This is a genomic window from Flavobacterium sp. GW821-FHT11G01 (genome assembly GCF_058808175.1).
The window spans coordinates 256,338-275,078 of the sequence record NZ_JBXARK010000001.1 but is presented as its reverse complement, the minus strand read 5'-3'; the positions used below and the strand labels follow the sequence as shown (position 1 = coordinate 275,078).

At 34.0% G+C, this 18,741-nt stretch carries 11 protein-coding genes; 6 read left to right on the top strand and 5 right to left on the bottom strand.

Annotation, left to right across the window (positions count from 1 at the left end):
* Window positions 1-175 precede the first annotated feature (175 nt).
* From nagB to AC1RRN_RS01165, 4 genes are all read right to left on the bottom strand, one after another.
* Window positions 176-2,104: a glucosamine-6-phosphate deaminase gene (nagB, locus tag AC1RRN_RS01180; protein WP_492965522.1), complete on the bottom strand. Its 1,929-nt coding sequence runs from the start codon at window positions 2,102-2,104 to the stop codon at window positions 176-178.
* A gap of 31 nt (window positions 2,105-2,135) precedes the next feature.
* Window positions 2,136-3,509 carry a sugar MFS transporter gene (locus AC1RRN_RS01175; RefSeq protein ID WP_492965521.1) on the bottom strand — a complete coding sequence of 458 codons (1,374 nt, stop codon included), beginning with the start codon at window positions 3,507-3,509 and terminating at the stop codon, window positions 2,136-2,138.
* A 173-nt stretch (window positions 3,510-3,682) separates the two neighbouring features.
* Window positions 3,683-4,558 carry a sugar phosphate nucleotidyltransferase gene (locus tag AC1RRN_RS01170; RefSeq protein ID WP_492965520.1) on the bottom strand — a complete coding sequence of 292 codons (876 nt, stop codon included), beginning with the start codon at window positions 4,556-4,558 and terminating at the stop codon, window positions 3,683-3,685.
* Between the two features lie 9 nt (window positions 4,559-4,567).
* Window positions 4,568-5,659, bottom strand: coding sequence for a GHMP family kinase ATP-binding protein (locus tag AC1RRN_RS01165; protein WP_492965519.1), 1,092 nt, complete (start codon window positions 5,657-5,659; stop codon window positions 4,568-4,570).
* 232 nt (window positions 5,660-5,891) lie between these two features.
* Here AC1RRN_RS01165 and AC1RRN_RS01160 point away from each other — a divergent pair, with 232 nt between their 5' ends.
* Complete coding sequence (locus AC1RRN_RS01160) at window positions 5,892-6,932, top strand: LacI family DNA-binding transcriptional regulator (protein WP_492965518.1); 1,041 nt, start codon at window positions 5,892-5,894, stop codon at window positions 6,930-6,932.
* 139 nt (window positions 6,933-7,071) lie between these two features.
* Here AC1RRN_RS01160 and AC1RRN_RS01155 read toward each other — a convergent pair whose 3' ends face one another.
* Window positions 7,072-7,710, bottom strand: a complete 639-nt coding sequence (locus AC1RRN_RS01155; protein ID WP_492965517.1) for a sugar-binding protein — start codon at window positions 7,708-7,710, stop codon at window positions 7,072-7,074.
* Between the two features lie 710 nt (window positions 7,711-8,420).
* On the opposite strand from AC1RRN_RS01155, the gene AC1RRN_RS01150 reads away from it, so the two are divergent.
* The 5 genes from AC1RRN_RS01150 (at window position 8,421) to AC1RRN_RS01130 (ending at window position 18,623) form a co-directional block, all read left to right on the top strand.
* Window positions 8,421-11,504, top strand: coding sequence for a SusC/RagA family TonB-linked outer membrane protein (locus AC1RRN_RS01150; RefSeq protein WP_492965516.1), 3,084 nt, complete (start codon window positions 8,421-8,423; stop codon window positions 11,502-11,504).
* 39 nt (window positions 11,505-11,543) lie between these two features.
* Window positions 11,544-13,055, top strand: a complete 1,512-nt coding sequence (locus tag AC1RRN_RS01145) for a RagB/SusD family nutrient uptake outer membrane protein (protein ID WP_492965515.1) — start codon at window positions 11,544-11,546, stop codon at window positions 13,053-13,055.
* A gap of 100 nt (window positions 13,056-13,155) precedes the next feature.
* A complete protein-coding gene (locus tag AC1RRN_RS01140; RefSeq protein WP_492965514.1) occupies window positions 13,156-14,565 on the top strand; it encodes an aryl-sulfate sulfotransferase in 1,410 nt (469 codons plus the stop codon).
* Window positions 14,566-14,576: 11 nt separating this feature from the next.
* Window positions 14,577-15,572, top strand: coding sequence for a c-type cytochrome (locus AC1RRN_RS01135; RefSeq protein ID WP_492965513.1), 996 nt, complete (start codon window positions 14,577-14,579; stop codon window positions 15,570-15,572).
* A 42-nt stretch (window positions 15,573-15,614) separates the two neighbouring features.
* Window positions 15,615-18,623 carry a glycoside hydrolase domain-containing protein gene (locus AC1RRN_RS01130; protein ID WP_492965512.1) on the top strand — a complete coding sequence of 1,003 codons (3,009 nt, stop codon included), beginning with the start codon at window positions 15,615-15,617 and terminating at the stop codon, window positions 18,621-18,623.
* Window positions 18,624-18,741: the final 118 nt, after the last annotated feature.

Genomic DNA, 18,741 nt, shown 5'->3' with positions numbered 1-18,741 from the left:
GATTTTTCCGCTTACTTTAGTTGTGTGCAAAACTATCATTTATTTTTTCTTTTACCACAGATTAAAAGGATTTAAAAGATTTTCGCCACGAATTCACGAATTATATTTAAATCAATTCGTGAATTCGTGGCGAATATAAAATCTTAGAATCTTAGTCCCTTAGAAACTTAGCATCTTAGTAATGCCATCTCACGAAAGCTTCCATTGCGGCGTAAGTTGCCAAACCTAATTGTTGATACAACGCTGCTGTTTCTGCATTTCTGTCTTCGGCTCTTTGCCAAAACTCTCTGGCATCGGTTCCCTGAAAAACAACACCGTCTTTTTGAGACTGGTGCTTGAAGATTCCGTGACGTTTTGCCAAAACCTGATCAGGGCTCATTGGTACCGCCATTTCAACTTCGTCAATTCCCCATTCCTGCCAAGCGCCTCTGTATAACCATAACCAACAATCATCCATAAAAGATCTTGGTTTTAAAACTTTTACCGCTTCAAAAATAGCATCCAGACAAACCTTATGTGTACCGTGCGGATCGGCTAAATCTCCTGCTGCGTAAATTTGATGCGGCTTGATTTTTTCAATTAAATCTACTGTCAATTGAATATCTTCTGGCCCGATTGGCTTCTTTTCAATTGTTCCTGTTTCATAAAAAGGCAATTCCATAAAATGAATCTGATCATCTGCCAAACCAACAAAATGACTTGTTGCCCTTGCTTCTCCTTTTCTGATCAATCCTTTTATATAACGCACTTCCGGAATATCAATTTCGCTGTTCTTTTTATTGGTTAAAAAAGTTGCTGCTTTCTGATAAATGTTATCTGCTTCAGCACTTTTAATTCCGAATTTCTCGTTGTAATCAATCACGAATCTTGCAAAACGCAACGCTTCATCATCCGCGACAGCGATATTTCCTGAAGTCTGATACGCCACATGCACTTCATGTCCCTGCTCCTGCAAACGCATAAACGTTCCTCCCATACTGATAATATCATCATCAGGATGCGGACTAAAAATTAATACACGTTTTTTGGCTGGTTCTGCTCTTTCCGGACGGTTTGAATCGTCTGCATTTGGTTTTCCTCCCGGCCAGCCTGTGATTGTATTTTGAAGTTTATTGAAGATTTTAATATTAATATCATAAGCCGGACCTGAATCTGCCAATAAATCGCTCATTCCATGTTCAATATAATCAGCATCGGTCAACATTAAAATTGGTTTTTTAAGTTGAAGAGCCAAGCCTAAAACCGCTTTACGAGTTAATTTATCTGTCCAGATTACTTTTTCTACCAGCCACGGTTTGTTGATTCTGGTTAATTTTGAAGAGGCTTCTTTGTCTAAAACAAAAACGGCATTATTATGTTCCTGTAAAAACGAAGCGGGTACACGATTCGTAACTTCATCTTCTACTGATTTTTTTACAATATTCGCTTTTCCTTCTCCCCAAGCCAATAAAATTACTTGTTTGGCTTCCATGATTTTTTTAACCCCAAGTGTAATTGCTGTTCTAGGAGTATTACTCAATCCAAAGAAATCTTTACTTGCTGCAACTCTCGTAATATGATCTAAAGCGACCAAACGTGTTTTTGAGTTTTGAAGCGAACCCGATTCGTTAAAACCAATATGCCCGTTTCCTCCAATTCCTAAAATCTGCAAATCGATTCCGCCCAAAGCTTCGATTTTAGCTTCATAATCGTGACAATAATCCGCGATTTGTTCTTTTGTTAAAAGTCCGTCCGGAACGTGGTAATTCTCCGGTAAAATATCGACATGATCAAACAGTAATTCTTTCATAAAACGAACGTAACTGTTGATTGAGTTGGGTTCCATCGGATAATATTCATCCAAATTAAAACTGATTACGTTCTTAAAACTCAAACCTTCTTCTTTATGCAAACGAACTAATTCAGCATACAATCCTTTTGGTGAAGAACCAGTTGCAAGACCTACAATGCAAGGCTGATTTTCTTTTTGTTTGGATTGAATTAAAGCCGCAATTTCCTGAGCAATCGCTTTTGAAGCATCGGAAGAATTTTCAAAAACAACCGTATTGATGTTTTCGAATCGTTTTTCGAATCCTGTTGCTTTGTCGATTTTACTTTTTAACATGATATAGTTTTTTTAATTTCTCTAGTTTATTCTACCATTTTCGGTATTTATGACCTTTAACTGCATAGAAAAGAATCATTATATAGGATGGCAATAACATTAAATAGGCAAGCTGGTTTCCGCTTCTTGAAACATCCTGAGTTCCGGCTGCAATATTTGATGTATTTATAGTTTCTGTAATTAACCCGTATAATAAAGGAAAAATTGCCCCACCAATAATTCCCATAATTAAAATAGCACTTCCAATTTTAGTATATCCTCCTAAATCTTCAAGAGCCATTGGCCAAATTGCCGGCCAGCAAAGTGCATTTGCTAAACCAAGTAATGCTACTAAAAGAATTACAATTGGCAAACTTGGAATTCCAGGCAACTGAATCGTCAATTTGGGTGAAATAATAACAATTGCCAAAACTAAAATGATTCCTAAAATCCCTGAACCTTTTAAAGCTGTTACCTGTGAAAGGTATTTTGGTATCAGCGTTATTCCCAAAATATATCCTACAACCATTGCTGACATAGTGAAAGAGGTCAGTTTTAGATAAAAATTTCCTTCTTCGCCATAAACTCCCAATTGTTTTCCAAAACCTCCAATTGAATCTCCAGCCAAAACTTCGGCTGCTAAATACAACATTAAAGTAATCACTCCTAAAACCAATTGAGGACGTCTGAATGCGTTTTTAATTTGTTTTAAAATACTTAGATTCGAAATATTCCCTTCTTCATCCAAATCAATTTCCGGAAGTGGAGAAAGCTTCACTAATAGAGCTAAAACCATAATAATCAAACCCATATAAAGATAAGGTCTTTGTAATTGTAATGCAAGAGAATTTAAAGCATTTGATTTTGAAACTGCATCCAGCATCGCGATCTTATCTGCTGTAAACTCCTGCATATTAGACAAAACCAATGCAGTTAATATAATTGGTGCTACAAATCCGGCAAGTTTATTCGCAATTCCCAAAACACTAATTCTTGCTGCAGCACTTTCTCTCGGGCCAATAACAACTACGTATGGATTTGAAGCGGTCTGCAAAATTGCCAAACCAGTTCCCATGACAAAAAGTGCTATTAAGAACAATAAAAAAGTACGACTTTCTGCAGCAGGATAAAACATAAATGCCCCTAAAGCAATGATTAATAATCCTAAAGAAATGCCGTTTTTGTAGCCTACTTTTTCGATTACCCAGGATGATGGAACCGCCATTACAAAATAAGCAATATAAAAGGCAAAAGTTACAAAGTAAGCCTGTGAAGAAGAAAGCTCGCAAGCCAATTCAAAAAATGGAATTAAAGGTCCGTTTAGCCAGGTTACAAATCCGAGAATGAAAAATAATGCGGTCAGAATTACCATCGGAAGAATTGCACTTCTTTTTTCTAATTGTATGGCATTTTGAATGTTTGACATAATACTTTTGGGTTGATTGTTAATAGATTTTGGTTTTCAATCTAGATTAGCATCAACACTTTTAGTTTGATTGCGTTTTTTACGCAATATTTTGCATTTTTTTTGCAATACAAAAGTAATGTAATAAGTTGTACTTATCCCTAAAATAGATATGAATTTTTTGTTAATATTTGTTAAACTTCCCAGTCTAATACCGGATAGTATTTTTTAAGATATTCTTTGACATCTGCAATATCTTCTTTCGCAGTCAAGTCTGGAACATGTTCTGAAAATGGAATTCCTAACGTTGTATTTGGATTTGCTTTAACCGAGTTCAAAAGCACTGTCGGCAATTCTTTCTCGTCTCTTTCCGGATTTACCGGACAATTTTTAAGATGGGTATATAAATTGTTTCCGTCGAATTTAAAAGCATTCATACTCACTCTTATTTTTCCATCAACATCTTTATAATGTTCTAAATCATCTGCTGTCGGTTTTTCTAAAATATCCAATAATTGATTATTTTGATCTAATTTGGCAATTGCAAAACGCGAAATTCTTTCAGAAGGAAACTCCAAAGCATCACGATCATAACTGATAAAAGCATTTGAACTTGTTGTTTCCCTTAACGCCAATAAGGCTTTCGCCGAATACAAATTATCGCTATTACAAACCGAATATTCCTGTGTATTTAATTCAGGAAACTGCTCTACCGCCTGAAACAAGGCATCAGCAGTTCCAAAAGGTTTTACTCGTCCTTCAGGAATGTATTGTACAGCAAATGAAATATTTAATCCGTAAAAATTGTTGTTTTTATTTTGGTTTCCATAAAATTCCTTAAACAACTCACCTTGTTCTCCTATAATAATATAGATGTCTTTATAACCCGCTTTTTTGGCATTCAATAAAAGATAATCTAACAAAGGTCTTCCACTCGATCCAACGCCAATTAAGCCTTTACTTCTTTCGTTGGCCTGCGCAATTTCCTCTGGAGATAAATTATCTAAAACCGCTTCTTTTTTCATACGGGAAGATGCACCGCCCGCAAGAATAACTAAATTGTTGTGCATATTTATTTTTTAAATTTCAATGTTTTCAATAATTCTCACTCCGGGATCTACGCTAACAGAATAGGCTTCCAGAGCTCCCGCTTTTAATATGGCGTCGATAACCAAATTTTCTTTTTCAGGATTTGCAATTACAACAATACTGCCACCACCGCCAGAGCCTACAATTTTTGCTCCATATGCACCTGCCCGTAAGGCCGCATTGATCATATCATCAATTCTTGGAACTGTAATTTTCAATAAATCACGCAGTACTTCATGATGCTGATTCATTAATTCGCCAATTTTTTTAAGATCTAAAACTGGTTTCTCGAACTCTTTTAAAGCTTCTTTTGTATAATGGTAATTTCTTAAAGCTGCTTCAAAAAACGGAATCAATCGATCTGGCAAACAATTTCTGTAACGGTCAATATCTCCTATTTCAGAAGTATTTAAATCAAAATTTGGAAAATGCTGCTTCACAATATCAATAGCCATCAAAGCATTACCTTTTAACTCGCCAATTAAACCAATAGTTTCTTTTGGAACTCCGGAAACTCCTGTAATTAAACCTTTTAAATTGGTACCGATAACTTTATATGAAAAAGGGTCTTTTGTATTGATGTACACTATATTCCCTACTCCAATACTAAAGTGATCCATCATTCCACCTGGTTCACCATGTTCTAAAACCTCTGAAGCATATCCTATTTTGGCAATAAATTCAGGAGTTACTTCATCATTTACTCCGAAAGTTGTAATCAAAAACTGAATCCATGCCATTAATAAAGCTGACGAACTTGATGTTCCTGAATTGATTGGAATATCTCCGGTAATCGTAATATTATATCCAACAGTTGGAATACAACCATGTCTGCGTAAAACACGCAGCGATGAAGCAAAATAATCACGAGGTTCTAATTTTTCGAAAGTTGCATGAATATCTATAACCCGAATTTCATTAATATCGATCATATTAAGAACAAACGTATTGGTTTGATTTTCTTCAGCAATTAATTTTATATCTCGATTGATAGCACAGGCTATCACTGGTAATCCTAAATAATCTTGATGATCTCCAAAGAGACATGTTCGACCCGGGGCTAATGAAGTAATTTTTCTCACTTGAAAATTTTACATTAAAACATTGTAATTCAAATAATTACAACATTATTTGGTTATGAATTTATTTTATGATTTCGGTTTTGATTCTACGAAACTATATATTATATTTTTATAAAACAAGAAAAAAACAAAAAATGTGCTCGAACACACTAAATAAATGTTCTCGAGCACACAACTTGATTTCCGCAAAAATTTTTCCATTAATTAAAACAAAGTTTCTATATTTGCTTATATGGATAAGAAGTACACAATTAAGGATATTGCAAAAATGGCAGGAGTTTCTAAAGGAACTGTTGATCGTGTTTTGCATAATAGAGGAAAGGTTTCTCCTAGTGCATTAGAAAAAATCAATGAAGTTTTAAACGTCATTAATTATGAGCCTAACTTAATTGCCCGAAATTTAAAGAACACTAAAGTATATCGCATTTGTGTTTTATTACCAGATCCTGAAATTGATCCTTACTGGTTTCCGTGCGTTAACGGAATTCAGGATGCCATAACAGAATTTAAAGCATACAGTGTTATTATAGAAACCTATTATTTTAATCCTGAAAGTACTAAATCGTTTTTAAGTACTAATGAAAAAATAATCGAAAAATCGCCTGATGCTGTTTTAATTGCCCCTTTATTCCATAAAGAAACTGTAGAAATTATTAAGCAATACGACGAATTGGAAATTATGGTTAATACTTTCAATAACCAGGTTGAGTCGTCGTCTATTAAAAGTTTTGTTGGACAGGATTTGTATAAAAGCGGTCGTGTGGCTGCCAGTTTAATGAACCTGATTCTGACGGAAGGACAAATTGCGATAATCCATATTGATGAAAGTCTTAAAAATGCAGTTCACATGCAGGAGAAAGAAAAAGGATTCAGAAATTATTTTGATGAGAAAAAACTAACCGATTTTTCTTTAACGACATTAAAATTAAAGTATTCTAATATTGACACCAAGTTTCAGGCGTTTATAGATGAAAATCCAAATTTACGCGGCATTTTCATTACAACTTCTAAAGCCTATCAAATTGCCTCTGTTTTATCTCCTGTAAAAAATCGAAAAATTGCCCTTATTGGTTATGACCTAATTGAAAAGAATGTAAACTTCCTAAATCAGGGATTGATTCATTTTTTAATACATCAAAATCAAAAGAGACAAGTTTATTTAGGAGTCAGCACTTTAGTTGATCATTTTTTATTCCGAAAAGAAATTCCGGAAACGATTTTGCTTCCTATTGATATTATAAATGTTGAAAATGCTTCATTTTACGTTAGCTAGGTTTTGCCACAAAGGCACAAAGACACTAAATTCCTTTCTTTCTTTATAACTAACGACTTTGTCTGAGTTTATTTTTTGACATTAAAAAATTAAGCGCAAAGACTCAAAAAACTTCGTGCCTTTGCGTCTTCGTGGCAAATCATTTCATCAAAATAAATTTTCCGAAAGAAGAAGCAATATGAAAATTTGGCTCAGATGTATTCGGATTTACCCAAGATATCCAGGTCGGTTGATAGTTTTGATTTTCATCTTTAGAAAATTTAGCGCGATAAACTCCGGCTTCAATACTATTATTTTGAATTAAATTCAATTCTTTTAAAGAAGTAATACTTATTCTTCCTTCAACAGTAAAAGAATTTTCTCCTTTCGAAGATTTTACTTCTAAATGCTCTTTCGGCCATTTCCAATTGAAATCAAAATCCTTATTTGGTTTCGCTTTAAAATCCATTACTCTGGCTGAAGTATCCATTTCCAGACAATAATACGGATTTAGAGAATCGTTTGTTCTAAAAAACAGTTCTACCCGATCTGAATTTCCTATACTATCGATACTATCATCTTTTTGATCGATATAAATGTCGGTATCAAAAATCTGAAAATTAAAATAGAAATTTTCTAAATCATACAATGCCCGAAATTCAATTTTTGAAATAGGATCATTTTTCCATGGAGAAGAAAAATCGGTTAAACAATTTGCTTTTTCCCAAAAAGAAGCACCTAAAATTTCTATCTCTTTTTTTTGATTTTTATCTATTAAAACAACTTGATATTCTTTCACAATTTTGATTTTTAAATTTTGATTTTTCTTTTTTTGAAAAGCTTAAAAATGATGTGAAATTCGAATTGAAATTAGGTCATTTTTAAGATCACCAATATAGTTCAAAAATTAAGAACAAAATCTTCTTTACTTAATTAAAATAAAATCATCAAAAAGCGATTTTCTTACTAAATAAAACAATAAGAAAATCCTGTTTAATTATTACCTATTCAATATCTCTATTGCGAAATTCATAAGATTTTATAAAAACATTATTTAATATTCATCTAAACAACAATTTCGCATTAAATAAGCCCAAATAAAGAAGTCCCTTTATTTCCAAAAATATTTATAAAAATCACATCATTTTAAGTCAAAAAAAACGTTTCACACAATTTTATGTGCTCGAGAACATAAATTTTGTGTGTTCGAGCACATTTTTTGTGTTTTTTCTTGTTTTATAAAAATATAATCTATAGTTTCGTCAGACATTAATCTTAAAACTAAGTTAATTCAGTAAAATTTTAGCTGATTTTGATGCTTAAAAAAAGAATAAAAACGGATAAAATAACCCGTTTTGAGATCAAAAAAATGAGACGAATAATTCAGTAAAAAATAATTCAAACAGAAGTCAAATCGAAAAACAAAAATGAATTCCTGAATCAAAAAAGAAGTCTAAAACTTACAATCAAGAAAAAACAATTAAACATTAACCAAAACCAATTTTAAGTATGAAATTATTAACCCAAAAAAAGCCAAGAGATTTTCGGATTAACAATTTATCCAGAAAAGAAATCAAACTAACCGTTCTTTCGTTATTAGTTTTTACATTTCAGGCTTCGGCTGCTTCAACAATAAATACATCACACAAAAACAATACTGTGTTGTTTTTTGAAAAAACCGTAAAAGGAAAGGTAACAGATCAAAACGGACTTCCTTTACCGGGTGTAAACATAACAGTAAAAGGTACTAAAACTGGTGTTCAAACAGATGTTGACGGAAGTTTTGCGATTACTGTACCAGATAGTGCTACCAAACTGATTGTAACTTATATTGGTATGGAAGATCAGGAAGTTACCATATCAAGTGCTCCTTTAAAAATTGTCATGAAAGAAGCAGGACAAAAACTGGATGAGGTAGTTGTTGGATACGGAAAAGCAAAGAAAAAAGACCTTACCGGTTCTGTGAGTTCAATTGGAAAAGACAATTTAAACTTAGGCGGAACGGTTTCTAATGTTGGACAAGCTTTGCAAGGACGTGCTTCAGGAGTTCAGGTACAACAAAATAGTTATGCTCCGGGAACTAGTCCATCAATTGTGATTAGAGGAGGAAACTCAATCAACAACTCTAATGCACCTTTGTATGTTGTTGACGGTTTTATTACCAGTACAGGAGCTTCTATTAGTCCAAACGATATCGAAAATATTCAGGTATTAAAAGACGCCTCTTCTACTGCTATTTATGGTGCGAGAGGAGCAAATGGAGTAATCTTAATTACAACTAAAAAAGGAAAATTAGGAAAAATGCAGGTTGAAGCAGAGATTTCTGATGGTTTTCAAAACATCATCAAAGAACCTTCTTTGTTAAACGGACAACAATATGCTGATATTCAAAATGCAATTGCAAAAGAAAATGGAAGACCACCGGTTTTCCCTGCAAGTTTTCCTATAGCAAATACCAATTGGTTTGATGCAGCAACCCGTCCGGGAGAAGTATTAAACAGAACGCTTACTTTTAGCGGAAGCGATAAAACATCTAAATTTTTTCTTTCTGGGAATTACATCAAACAAACCGGAGCTATAGAAAATACTGATTTCGAAAGATATAGTGTGAGAATGGGCGGTGAGAAAAGATTCAATGAAAAATTAAATATGGGTACCAATGTTTATGGTGCTTCAAGCGAAGGAAATAATAGTGATTTTGGAGACAATATTTTATCGCCAATGTTCTCTGTTCAGACTGCTCCACCTTCTATTCCAATTTATAATGCTGACGGATCTTACTACAAATATCAGGGAAAAGACAATGCTTTAGCCTTATTATTAGAACCTACAGACCACACCATCAACAGATTGGTTAATGGAAATATGTTCCTGGATTACGAAATTATTAAAGGTCTTACTTACCACTTTGGAGCAGGTGCAGAATGGCAGGAAAACATTCAGGGAAAATATACTCCTAGTACATTAGTTGCGGGAGCTGCATTAAAGGGTTCAGGATCTGAAGAAAATAAAACGTATTTCAGATGGAGTACGGAGCAATATTTGACTTACAAGTTTAATATTAATGAACATGCTATATCAGCAATGATTGGTACTTCAAATCAAAAAGATACTTATGAAAGAGTAAAAGCAGCAGGTACTGGTTTCTCTAACGATTTGCTGACATATTACAATCTTCAGGGAGCGGCGGTTAATTTAAAACCAGAAACAGAGAAAACGGAAACTAAACTGACTTCTTATTTTGGAAGGTTAAATTATGCGTACAATGATAAATATTTAGCTTCTTTTACTTTAAGAAGAGACGGTTCTTCTCGTTTTGGACCTAACAACAGATACGGAATTTTTCCTTCAGGAGCTGTTGCCTGGAAAATATCGAATGAGCAGTTTATGCAAAATTCAAATACTTTCTCTGAACTTAAATTAAGAGCCAGTTATGGTATTACAGGTGCAGATGGTATTGGAGATTATGCTTACATGAACCGATTAACTTCGTGGGGTGTTTCACTTGCTCCTGATAGTTTTGTTCCTGGTACAGAACCGGCCAACCTGGCCAATCCTAACTTAAAATGGGAACAAACTGCACAAACTGATATCGGTTTAGACATGGGATTCTTTAATGACAGACTTACTGCTACTATTGATGTTTACGAGAAAAGAACTACAGATGCACTTTTGAATGTTCCTGTTGGAGGATGGTGGGGATTTACTACTCAAAGAGTTAATTCCGGAGTAATCAAAAATCAGGGAATTGAGCTGGGAATTAGCAGTACTAATTACAGAAATGATAAATTCACCTGGACAACTTCATTAAATGTTGCTTACAATAAACAAGAAATAGTATCACTTTCTGATAATGTTAAAATCATTAGTACAAATACTTCTAACCCAAGTGGAACTGTTTCCGGACAAGAGTTCACAAGATTAGAACCAGGAAAAGAAATGGGTGTTCTTTTTGGATATAAATATGCAGGAGTAATAAAAACAGGAGAAACTTATGCTGCTCAGCCATTATCTGTAGCAGGAGATCCAAAATATGTAGATGTGAACGGAGATGGCAAAATTACAGCTGATGACAGAACATATTTAGGAAATTCTATACCTCATTATATTGCCGGATTTAATAACGATTTTAAATATGGAAATTTTGATATGAATATCTTTTTTCAGGGTGCTTTTGATTATTCAGTATACAATATGACAGCAATGGTTGGTGAATCATCTACAAGTACAGATGCTTTAAACCGTTGGGTTGCCGGTACAAATGAAAACACAGATATACCGAGAGATGGATATTACAAAAGTACATACGGAAGCTATGTGAATTCAAAATTTGTTGAAGAGGCTTCATACTTACGTTTAAAAAATGTTTCTATCGGATATTCAATTCCGGAAAGTGTTTTAAAACAAGCCAAATTTATAGACAGTATCAGATTGTATGCAATAGGTCAAAATTTATTGACTATCACAGACTATTCTGGAAATGACCCTGAAGTAAATGGACATTCAGGAAACAACTTGGGTGGAGGAATCGATTTCAACTCATTCCCGGCTTCAAGAACATTTATTTTGGGAATAAAAGTCGCAATTCACTAGTCTAAAAAAAGCTTTTTTAGTAACATTAAATTTATTAAAATGAAAAAATATACACTATTATTACTTTTACTTACCGCGGGAGCACAATTTTCGTGCAACCAGGATCTTGATCCAACGGTATATAGTAGTTTGACCAATACCAATGGGTATCAAACAAAGTCAGATGCTATAGCGTCCATCAATTCTATTTATGGCAGGTTAAAAGGCCCTTCAGTTACTGATAACTTTTCTTATTGGGCAACACGACACTTTGCTTTGACTGATATTGCAACAGATTTAGGACATTGTCAATATGGTGGAGATCCGGGACAATTATCATTAGGAACCTGGAACGCCAGCAATGGATTACTTAAAGAAGATTGGCTTGCGATGTATAAGTTAATTGCTAATGCCAATAATGCTATTTTCAACATTACACCAATGCCTGGAATTACAGCGGCAGAAAAAGCACAATTTATTGCAGAAGCAAAATTTTTAAGAGCATCTGCTTATATGGATTTAACAGATTCATGGGGACCGGTAGTTTTAATTACAGAAGCTAATTTAGGAAATCCGGGTTATTTAGATCAAACTCCCCCTTCATCTGTAGAAGAAATTGATGCTTTTATGGTTAAGGAACTAACTGAAGCTGCAGACGTATTGCCGGTTAATTATAAAGATAATGCTATTTATGGTACTAATGATGTAGGACGTGCTACTAAAGGTGCAGCACTTACTTTAATGGCAAAATTATATTTAAGAAGCCACAACTGGCAAAAAGTAGTTGACCTTACACAACAGGTAATGAACCTGAACCAATACAGTCTCTACCCTTCTTACTTAGGATTGTTTAAAGAAAGTAACAAATGGTGTAGTGAAAATATCTTTTCTTCATTAAGTGATGCCAATACAAACGGAACAGAATTATTAAATCACTTTGGACCAATTGATCATCCGGTGGTTCAAAACAGATGGCAGTATTATACTGTAAACTGGGATTTCTATAATACTTTTGGTAACGAAGATGAAAGAAAACAATGTTTCTTCCCTGAATTTGAAGGTGTTGACGGTTTAGTACACAAACAAGCACCATCATTAGGCGCACAACCGCCAGCAGGAGAATTTTATATGCCGGATGTATCGACAAGAAAATATGCAGACGACGAAACTACAACCTATTATGATGGTCATAGTGTAAACATATTGCGTTATGCTGATGTATTATTAAGCAGAGCTGAAGCTTTAAACGAAATTAACGGACCAACCATTGAGGCTATCAATCTTATTAATCAGGTTAAGGGAAGATCTCACGCTAAATTATTGGTTTTAGCTGATTATAATAAGAATACTTTAAGAGATGCTATTTTACAAGAAAGAGGCTGGGAACTTTTCTACGAAGGAAAACGTCGTGCCGATTTGATCAGAATGAACAAATATGATGTTTTGGTAAATGCTTATCACCTAAGAGTTGGCGAAGCTGCATTAATCAAAATGCCACAAAATAAATATTACACTTATCCACAAAGTCAGGTTGATCTTAATTCAAAATTAAGTAACGCCGACAGACAATAAAAGGGAATTCAATCAAGAATAGACAGTTAAAATGTCTGTCTATTCTTGATTTTTTAAACAAAAGAAGTACTTTTCTGTTTCACAAAAAGAAGCCTTTCAGATGATCAAAAAATTAGTTTTTAAATCGGTATTTATTTTAGTAGTACTTGCCTTTGCAAGTTGTTCCAAAAAACAGCGTAATTGCATTACCAATATCAATATTGGAACTCATAGCAACAACGAATTGAAGATTCAAATCGATGTTACTACGAATGACGATGTTCAGGTATATGCAACTTATTGGTCTGATAATAATGGGAAAAATAAAATATCCTCTCCAATTTCAAAAACGGGTTTTAAACATTCGTTAGTGCTTTGCAATATTCGTCCGGAAACCAACTATAATTATCAATTGATTACGATTAAGGGCAATGAAAAAGATTCGAGTAAAGTATATAATTTCAAATCCAGAAAATTACCGGAATGGCTTCAAAAGCAATTCAAAGCAAATTGTCCAAAACCGGAATTACTGCCGCAAAATTTCAAAAAAGGTTTTATGCTTTTAGCAAAAAGAGAAACTCCGGGAGTTGCTTATATTGTTGATTATAAAGGAAATTTAAGATGGTATCATACTGTTGAAGGAACCGGATTTAAAGTAACTCATTTCACAAAAAACCAAACCATACTTTCGATTTTAGGTACTAATGATGAACCAACAAGTTACGGAAGCGAAATCCTGGAAATCAATTTACAAGGCGACACTTTAACGCATATTAAAAAAGGCCAGGGCGATTTTAAACAAACTATTCATCATGAAATTTTAAAGAAATCGGCTAACGAAATTGTTACAATAACGGTCGATCAAAAAATTATCGATTTAACTTCTATTGGAGGAAAAAAGAGAGATACCATTAACGGAGACGGAATTCTAATTATGGATAAAAAAGGAAAACAACTTTGGAAATGGAGTGTTTTTGATGAATTAGATCCAATGAAAGACAAGAATTTACTAAAAACCAAAAAAGACTGGACACACGCCAACAGTTTGAATTATGATAAAGACGGAAACTTTTTGCTCTCTTTTTACAACAACGGTCAAATTTGGAAAATTGATTCTAAAACCGGAAAAGTAATCTGGAAACTAGGAAAAGGCGGAACAATGACGATGTCTGAAGATAGTAATTTCTCGCAGGCGCATGCCGCACACATCGATCAGGAAGGAAGTTTACTATTTTTTGATAATGGTGTCTACAAAAAACAATCTTCGGTTTTTGCATTAAAAATAGATGAAAAAGGCAATAAAGTAAATCTGGATTATCAAATAAAATTGCCGAAAGATATTTATAACGACAGAATGGGAAGTGCTTATAGGATTGATAAAGACGCCATTTTAGTTTGTTGTTCAAAAAGACATATTACGGTTTTAACGAATAAAAAAGGAGTTTTACTTTGGGCTTTAGAGTCTGAAATTCCTCCTTATCGCACACAATTTATTGAAGAAGAAAAAATGAAACCATTTCTTCTAAATTAAAAACATTAAACATGAAAAAAGTAATTCTTATTGGTCTATTTTCAGCATTGCCAATGGTTGTTTTCAACTCATGCAATACCTCAAATTCTCAAACTTTGGCAGCCAAAACTAGTACTGCCGATGACGAAGGTTATATTACAATTGACACTTCAAAAATTCCGGACGATCAATTTGGTGAATCTGTTCGTTACGGAAGAGAATTGATGATGAAAACCGCTTATTATATTGGTCCAAATGGTGTTAAAGGGAAATATTTAGGCAATAAAATGAATTGTACCAATTGCCATCAGGATGCAGGAACAAAACCGTTTGCTTTCAATTTAATGGCTTCGCACGATAATTATCCGCAATATCGTGGTCGCGAAAATAAAGTACTTACACTTGCTGAACGTGTAAACAACTGCATTATGCGTCCGCATTCAGGAAAACCACTTCCGCTTGACGGAAAAGAAATGGTAGCCTTTTTATCTTACTTTAAATGGATTAGCAAATTTGTTCCAAAAGATGGAGATTATAAAGGAGCAAAAAATTTAGAAATAGAATTTCCAGATGTAGCAGCTAGCCCGGAAAGAGGAAAAGCATTATTTATTGAAAATTGTGCCCGTTGTCACGGAAACAACGGAGAAGGTCAATACAATGCAGACAAATCCGGTTATACTTATCCTCCACTTTGGGGAGAATACGGTTACCAGCCAGGTTCTAGTATGCACCGCGTTATCAAACAGGCACAATGGCTAAAAAGCAACATGCCTTATGATAAGGTGACAATCGGAAAACCTTATTTAACAGATCAACAAGCATTGGATATTGCAGCTTTTGTAAATGATGATGACATACATAAAAGACCAAATCCTAAAACATTCGATTATCCTAATAAAATGGGCAAGCCTATCGATTATTCACATAGTCCTTTTCAGGACAATTTTACCGAAGAACAACACAAATACGGGCCTTACAAACCCATTATTGCTTACTGGAAAAAAAATGGATGGAAAGCAGTTTACTAACTTTTTAATTAGGCATACCCTTTTAACCTGAACATCAAAAAAATGAAACTAAACCTAAAAAACAGACCTCTTTTAAGTAAAATATTGATTATGTGTCTTTGCATTTTCAGTATTCCACTGGCTGCTCAACAAATAAAATATACTAACGGCAATGACAGCTGGAATCCTAATTTGTTAGGAAATCATCGCGTTGTTGTTGAATTTACCGGAAAAGATAATGTTGCCAAAACCACTATCGAATGGCGCAGAAGAGATGAAAATCCGGAGCTTAAAAAAATAATTGTTCAGGATGCGAATGGTAAAGAAATTCTAAACACAAAAACAGAAAATATCAATAGAGAAAATGGTACAATTTTCTTCGAACCAGTTTCAGGAAAAGGAACGTACTATGTTTATTATATGCCATATATTGATGAAGGTGACGCAAATTATCCGAAAGGAGTTTATGCAAAACCGGAAAGTAAGGCTGATGCTGCCTGGCTTTCTAAAATCAAAACGAATTTAAAAGATAATTGTACGGTTACAGAAATTCAGAGTGTAAATGCTTTTAATAGTTTTTATCCGATGGAAGTCATTGCAACTGCAGCTGAGACAAAAGATATCATTGCTAAAAATAGTGGTAACTCATTTTTAGTTTTCCCTGAAGACAGATTGTATTCTATTCGAATGAAAAATGATCTTCCACAAAGATGGATTCAAAAAGGAGTTCAAAATTCTTTTGCTGACACAGCAATGAAGGGCGAATATTTAGCTTTTCAATTGGGTATTTATGCTTTAGAAAATTTAAGCAATGTAAAAGTTACTTTTTCAGACCTAAAAAACAGCAACGGAGAAATTATTTCGGCTAAAAATATCAGCTGTATTAATACTGACGGAACTAAATATGACGGTTCTGTTTTTACTAACACTGTTTCTGTATCAAAAGGAAAAATTCAGGCAATGTGGTGCGGAATTGATGTACCGCAAACAGCTGCTGCAGGAACTTATACCGGAAAAGCAACCGTTATTGCTGACGGAAAATCTAAAGAAATCGAGCTTCAAATAAAAGTTTCTGAAGAAGTTACTAAAAATGGCGGAATCGACAGCCCGGAAAAAATGACACGCTTAAAATGGCTAAACTCTACTTTAGCTCAGGAAAATACTGTTATTGCACCTTATACTCCATTAGTTGTAAAAGATGCTGAAATATCTTTATTAGGTAGAAAACTGATTTTAGGAACGAATGGTTTTCCAACTCAAATTCAGACTTTTTTTACTCCTGAAATGACTACGACCACTACAAAAGCAAATAATATTTTGAGTGAGCCAGTAGCATTTCACTTTACAGATGCAAACGGAAAAGAATCATTGCAATGGAAAAATACAGGATTAAAATTCACTAAAAAAGAAGCCGGAACTGTTTCATGGGAAAGTACTTCGATATCGCAATCACTTCAAATGGATGTAAATGCTTCTGTTGAATTTGATGGTTTTGTACATTATACCGTTAAAATTACCGCTCTTGAAGATGCTGCTTTTAATGATATTAATATTCATTTACCAATGCAATCTTCATCTGCAAAATACATGATGGGATTAGGTCAAAAAGGTGGAAATCGTCCTGAAACTTTTGAATGGAAATGGGATGTAGCTCATAAAAATCAAGATGGTGCCTGGATTGGAAATGTAAATTCTGGCTTGCAATTTTCTTTAAGAGATGAAAAATACAGCCGTCCGTTAAATACTAATTTCTATTTGCAAAAACCTTTATTATTGCCAACTTCATGGGGTAACGAAAACAAAGGTGGAATTACCATTACACCAAACCAAAAATCAGTTTTGGTAAATGCATACAGTGGTGCAAGAAGTATGAAAAAAGGAGATGTTTTATATTACAACTTCAATTTATTGATTACACCTTTCCGCACCATAGATACAGATTTTCAATGGAATACAAAATTATATCATAAATACAGTCCAATTGATTCAATTGCGCAAACGGGTGCAACTGTAATCAATATTCACCATGCAAATGCCATAAATCCATATATCAATTATCCTTTTATCGAATTTAAAAAGATGAAAAGTTATATCGACGAAGCGCACGAAAAAGGATTAAAAGTAAAAATTTACAATACTGTTAGAGAGGTTTCAAACAAAGCTTACGAAACTTTTGCTTTAAGAAGTTTAGGTCATGAAATCTATTCTCCAGGAAAAGGCGGCGGATTCTCATGGTTGCAGGAACACGTTGGCGATGATTATATCGCGGCTTGGTTTGTGCCTGAAATTAAAGATGCTGCCATTGTAAATAGTGGTATGAACCGTTGGCACAATTACTATGTTGAAGGAATGAATTGGCTAACTCAAAATGTTGGTATTGACGGTATTTATCTTGATGATGTTGCTTTTGACAGAATCACGATGAAACGTATCAAAAGAGTTTTAACAAAAGATGGGCATCCTGGAATTATCGATTTACACAGTGCGAATCAATACAATAAAAATGACGGTTTCAACAACAGCGCAAATTTATACATGGAGCATTTTCCATACATCAATAAATTATGGTTTGGAGAATATTTTGATTATGAAAAAAACCAACCTGACTTTTTCTTAACTGAAGTAAGCGGAATTCCTTTCGGATTAATGGGCGAAATGTTGCAAGATGGTGGAAATCCCTGGAGAGGAATGGTTTACGGAATGACAAACAGAATGCCTTGGAGCCACAATGCAGATCCTAGACCAATCTGGAAATTATGGGATACTTTCGGAATTAAAGGTTCTGAAATGATTGGTTACTGGAGCGAAAATTGTCCGGTAAAAACAAACAATGATAAAGTTTTGGCAACTGTTTACAAAAAGAACAGAACCGCTTTAATTTCTATTGCAAGTTGGGCTGATGCCGATGTAAAAGTAAAACTAAGTATAGACTGGAAAAAACTAGGAATCGATCCTTCAAAAGCTACAATAACAGCTCCAGAAGTTGCTAATTTCCAACCTGCTCAAACCTTTACTGTTAAAGATGAAATTCCGGTTTCAAAAGGAAAAGGCTGGTTACTTATTGTTAAGTAATTAACGATAAACAATTATCCTTCCCTGCTTGTCATTTCGACAAAGGAGAAATCACATAAGAAACTCCGCATAGAAAATCGTCAATCTTTGTCGATTTTCTAGTGTGATTTCTCCTCCG

What these genes read in the sequence shown, in the direction of transcription:
- nagB (WP_492965522.1), bottom strand. Translation starts at nt 2,104, where the DNA reads ATGTTAAAAAGTAAAATCGACAAAGCAACAGGATTCGAAAAACGATTC.
- AC1RRN_RS01175 (WP_492965521.1), bottom strand. Translation starts at nt 3,509, where the DNA reads ATGTCAAACATTCAAAATGCCATACAATTAGAAAAAAGAAGTGCAATT.
- AC1RRN_RS01170 (WP_492965520.1), bottom strand. Translation starts at nt 4,558, where the DNA reads ATGCACAACAATTTAGTTATTCTTGCGGGCGGTGCATCTTCCCGTATG.
- AC1RRN_RS01160 (WP_492965518.1), top strand. Translation starts at nt 5,892, where the DNA reads ATGGATAAGAAGTACACAATTAAGGATATTGCAAAAATGGCAGGAGTT.
- AC1RRN_RS01150 (WP_492965516.1), top strand. Translation starts at nt 8,421, where the DNA reads ATGAAATTATTAACCCAAAAAAAGCCAAGAGATTTTCGGATTAACAAT.
- AC1RRN_RS01145 (WP_492965515.1), top strand. Translation starts at nt 11,544, where the DNA reads ATGAAAAAATATACACTATTATTACTTTTACTTACCGCGGGAGCACAA.
- AC1RRN_RS01140 (WP_492965514.1), top strand. Translation starts at nt 13,156, where the DNA reads ATGATCAAAAAATTAGTTTTTAAATCGGTATTTATTTTAGTAGTACTT.
- AC1RRN_RS01135 (WP_492965513.1), top strand. Translation starts at nt 14,577, where the DNA reads ATGAAAAAAGTAATTCTTATTGGTCTATTTTCAGCATTGCCAATGGTT.
- AC1RRN_RS01130 (WP_492965512.1), top strand. Translation starts at nt 15,615, where the DNA reads ATGAAACTAAACCTAAAAAACAGACCTCTTTTAAGTAAAATATTGATT.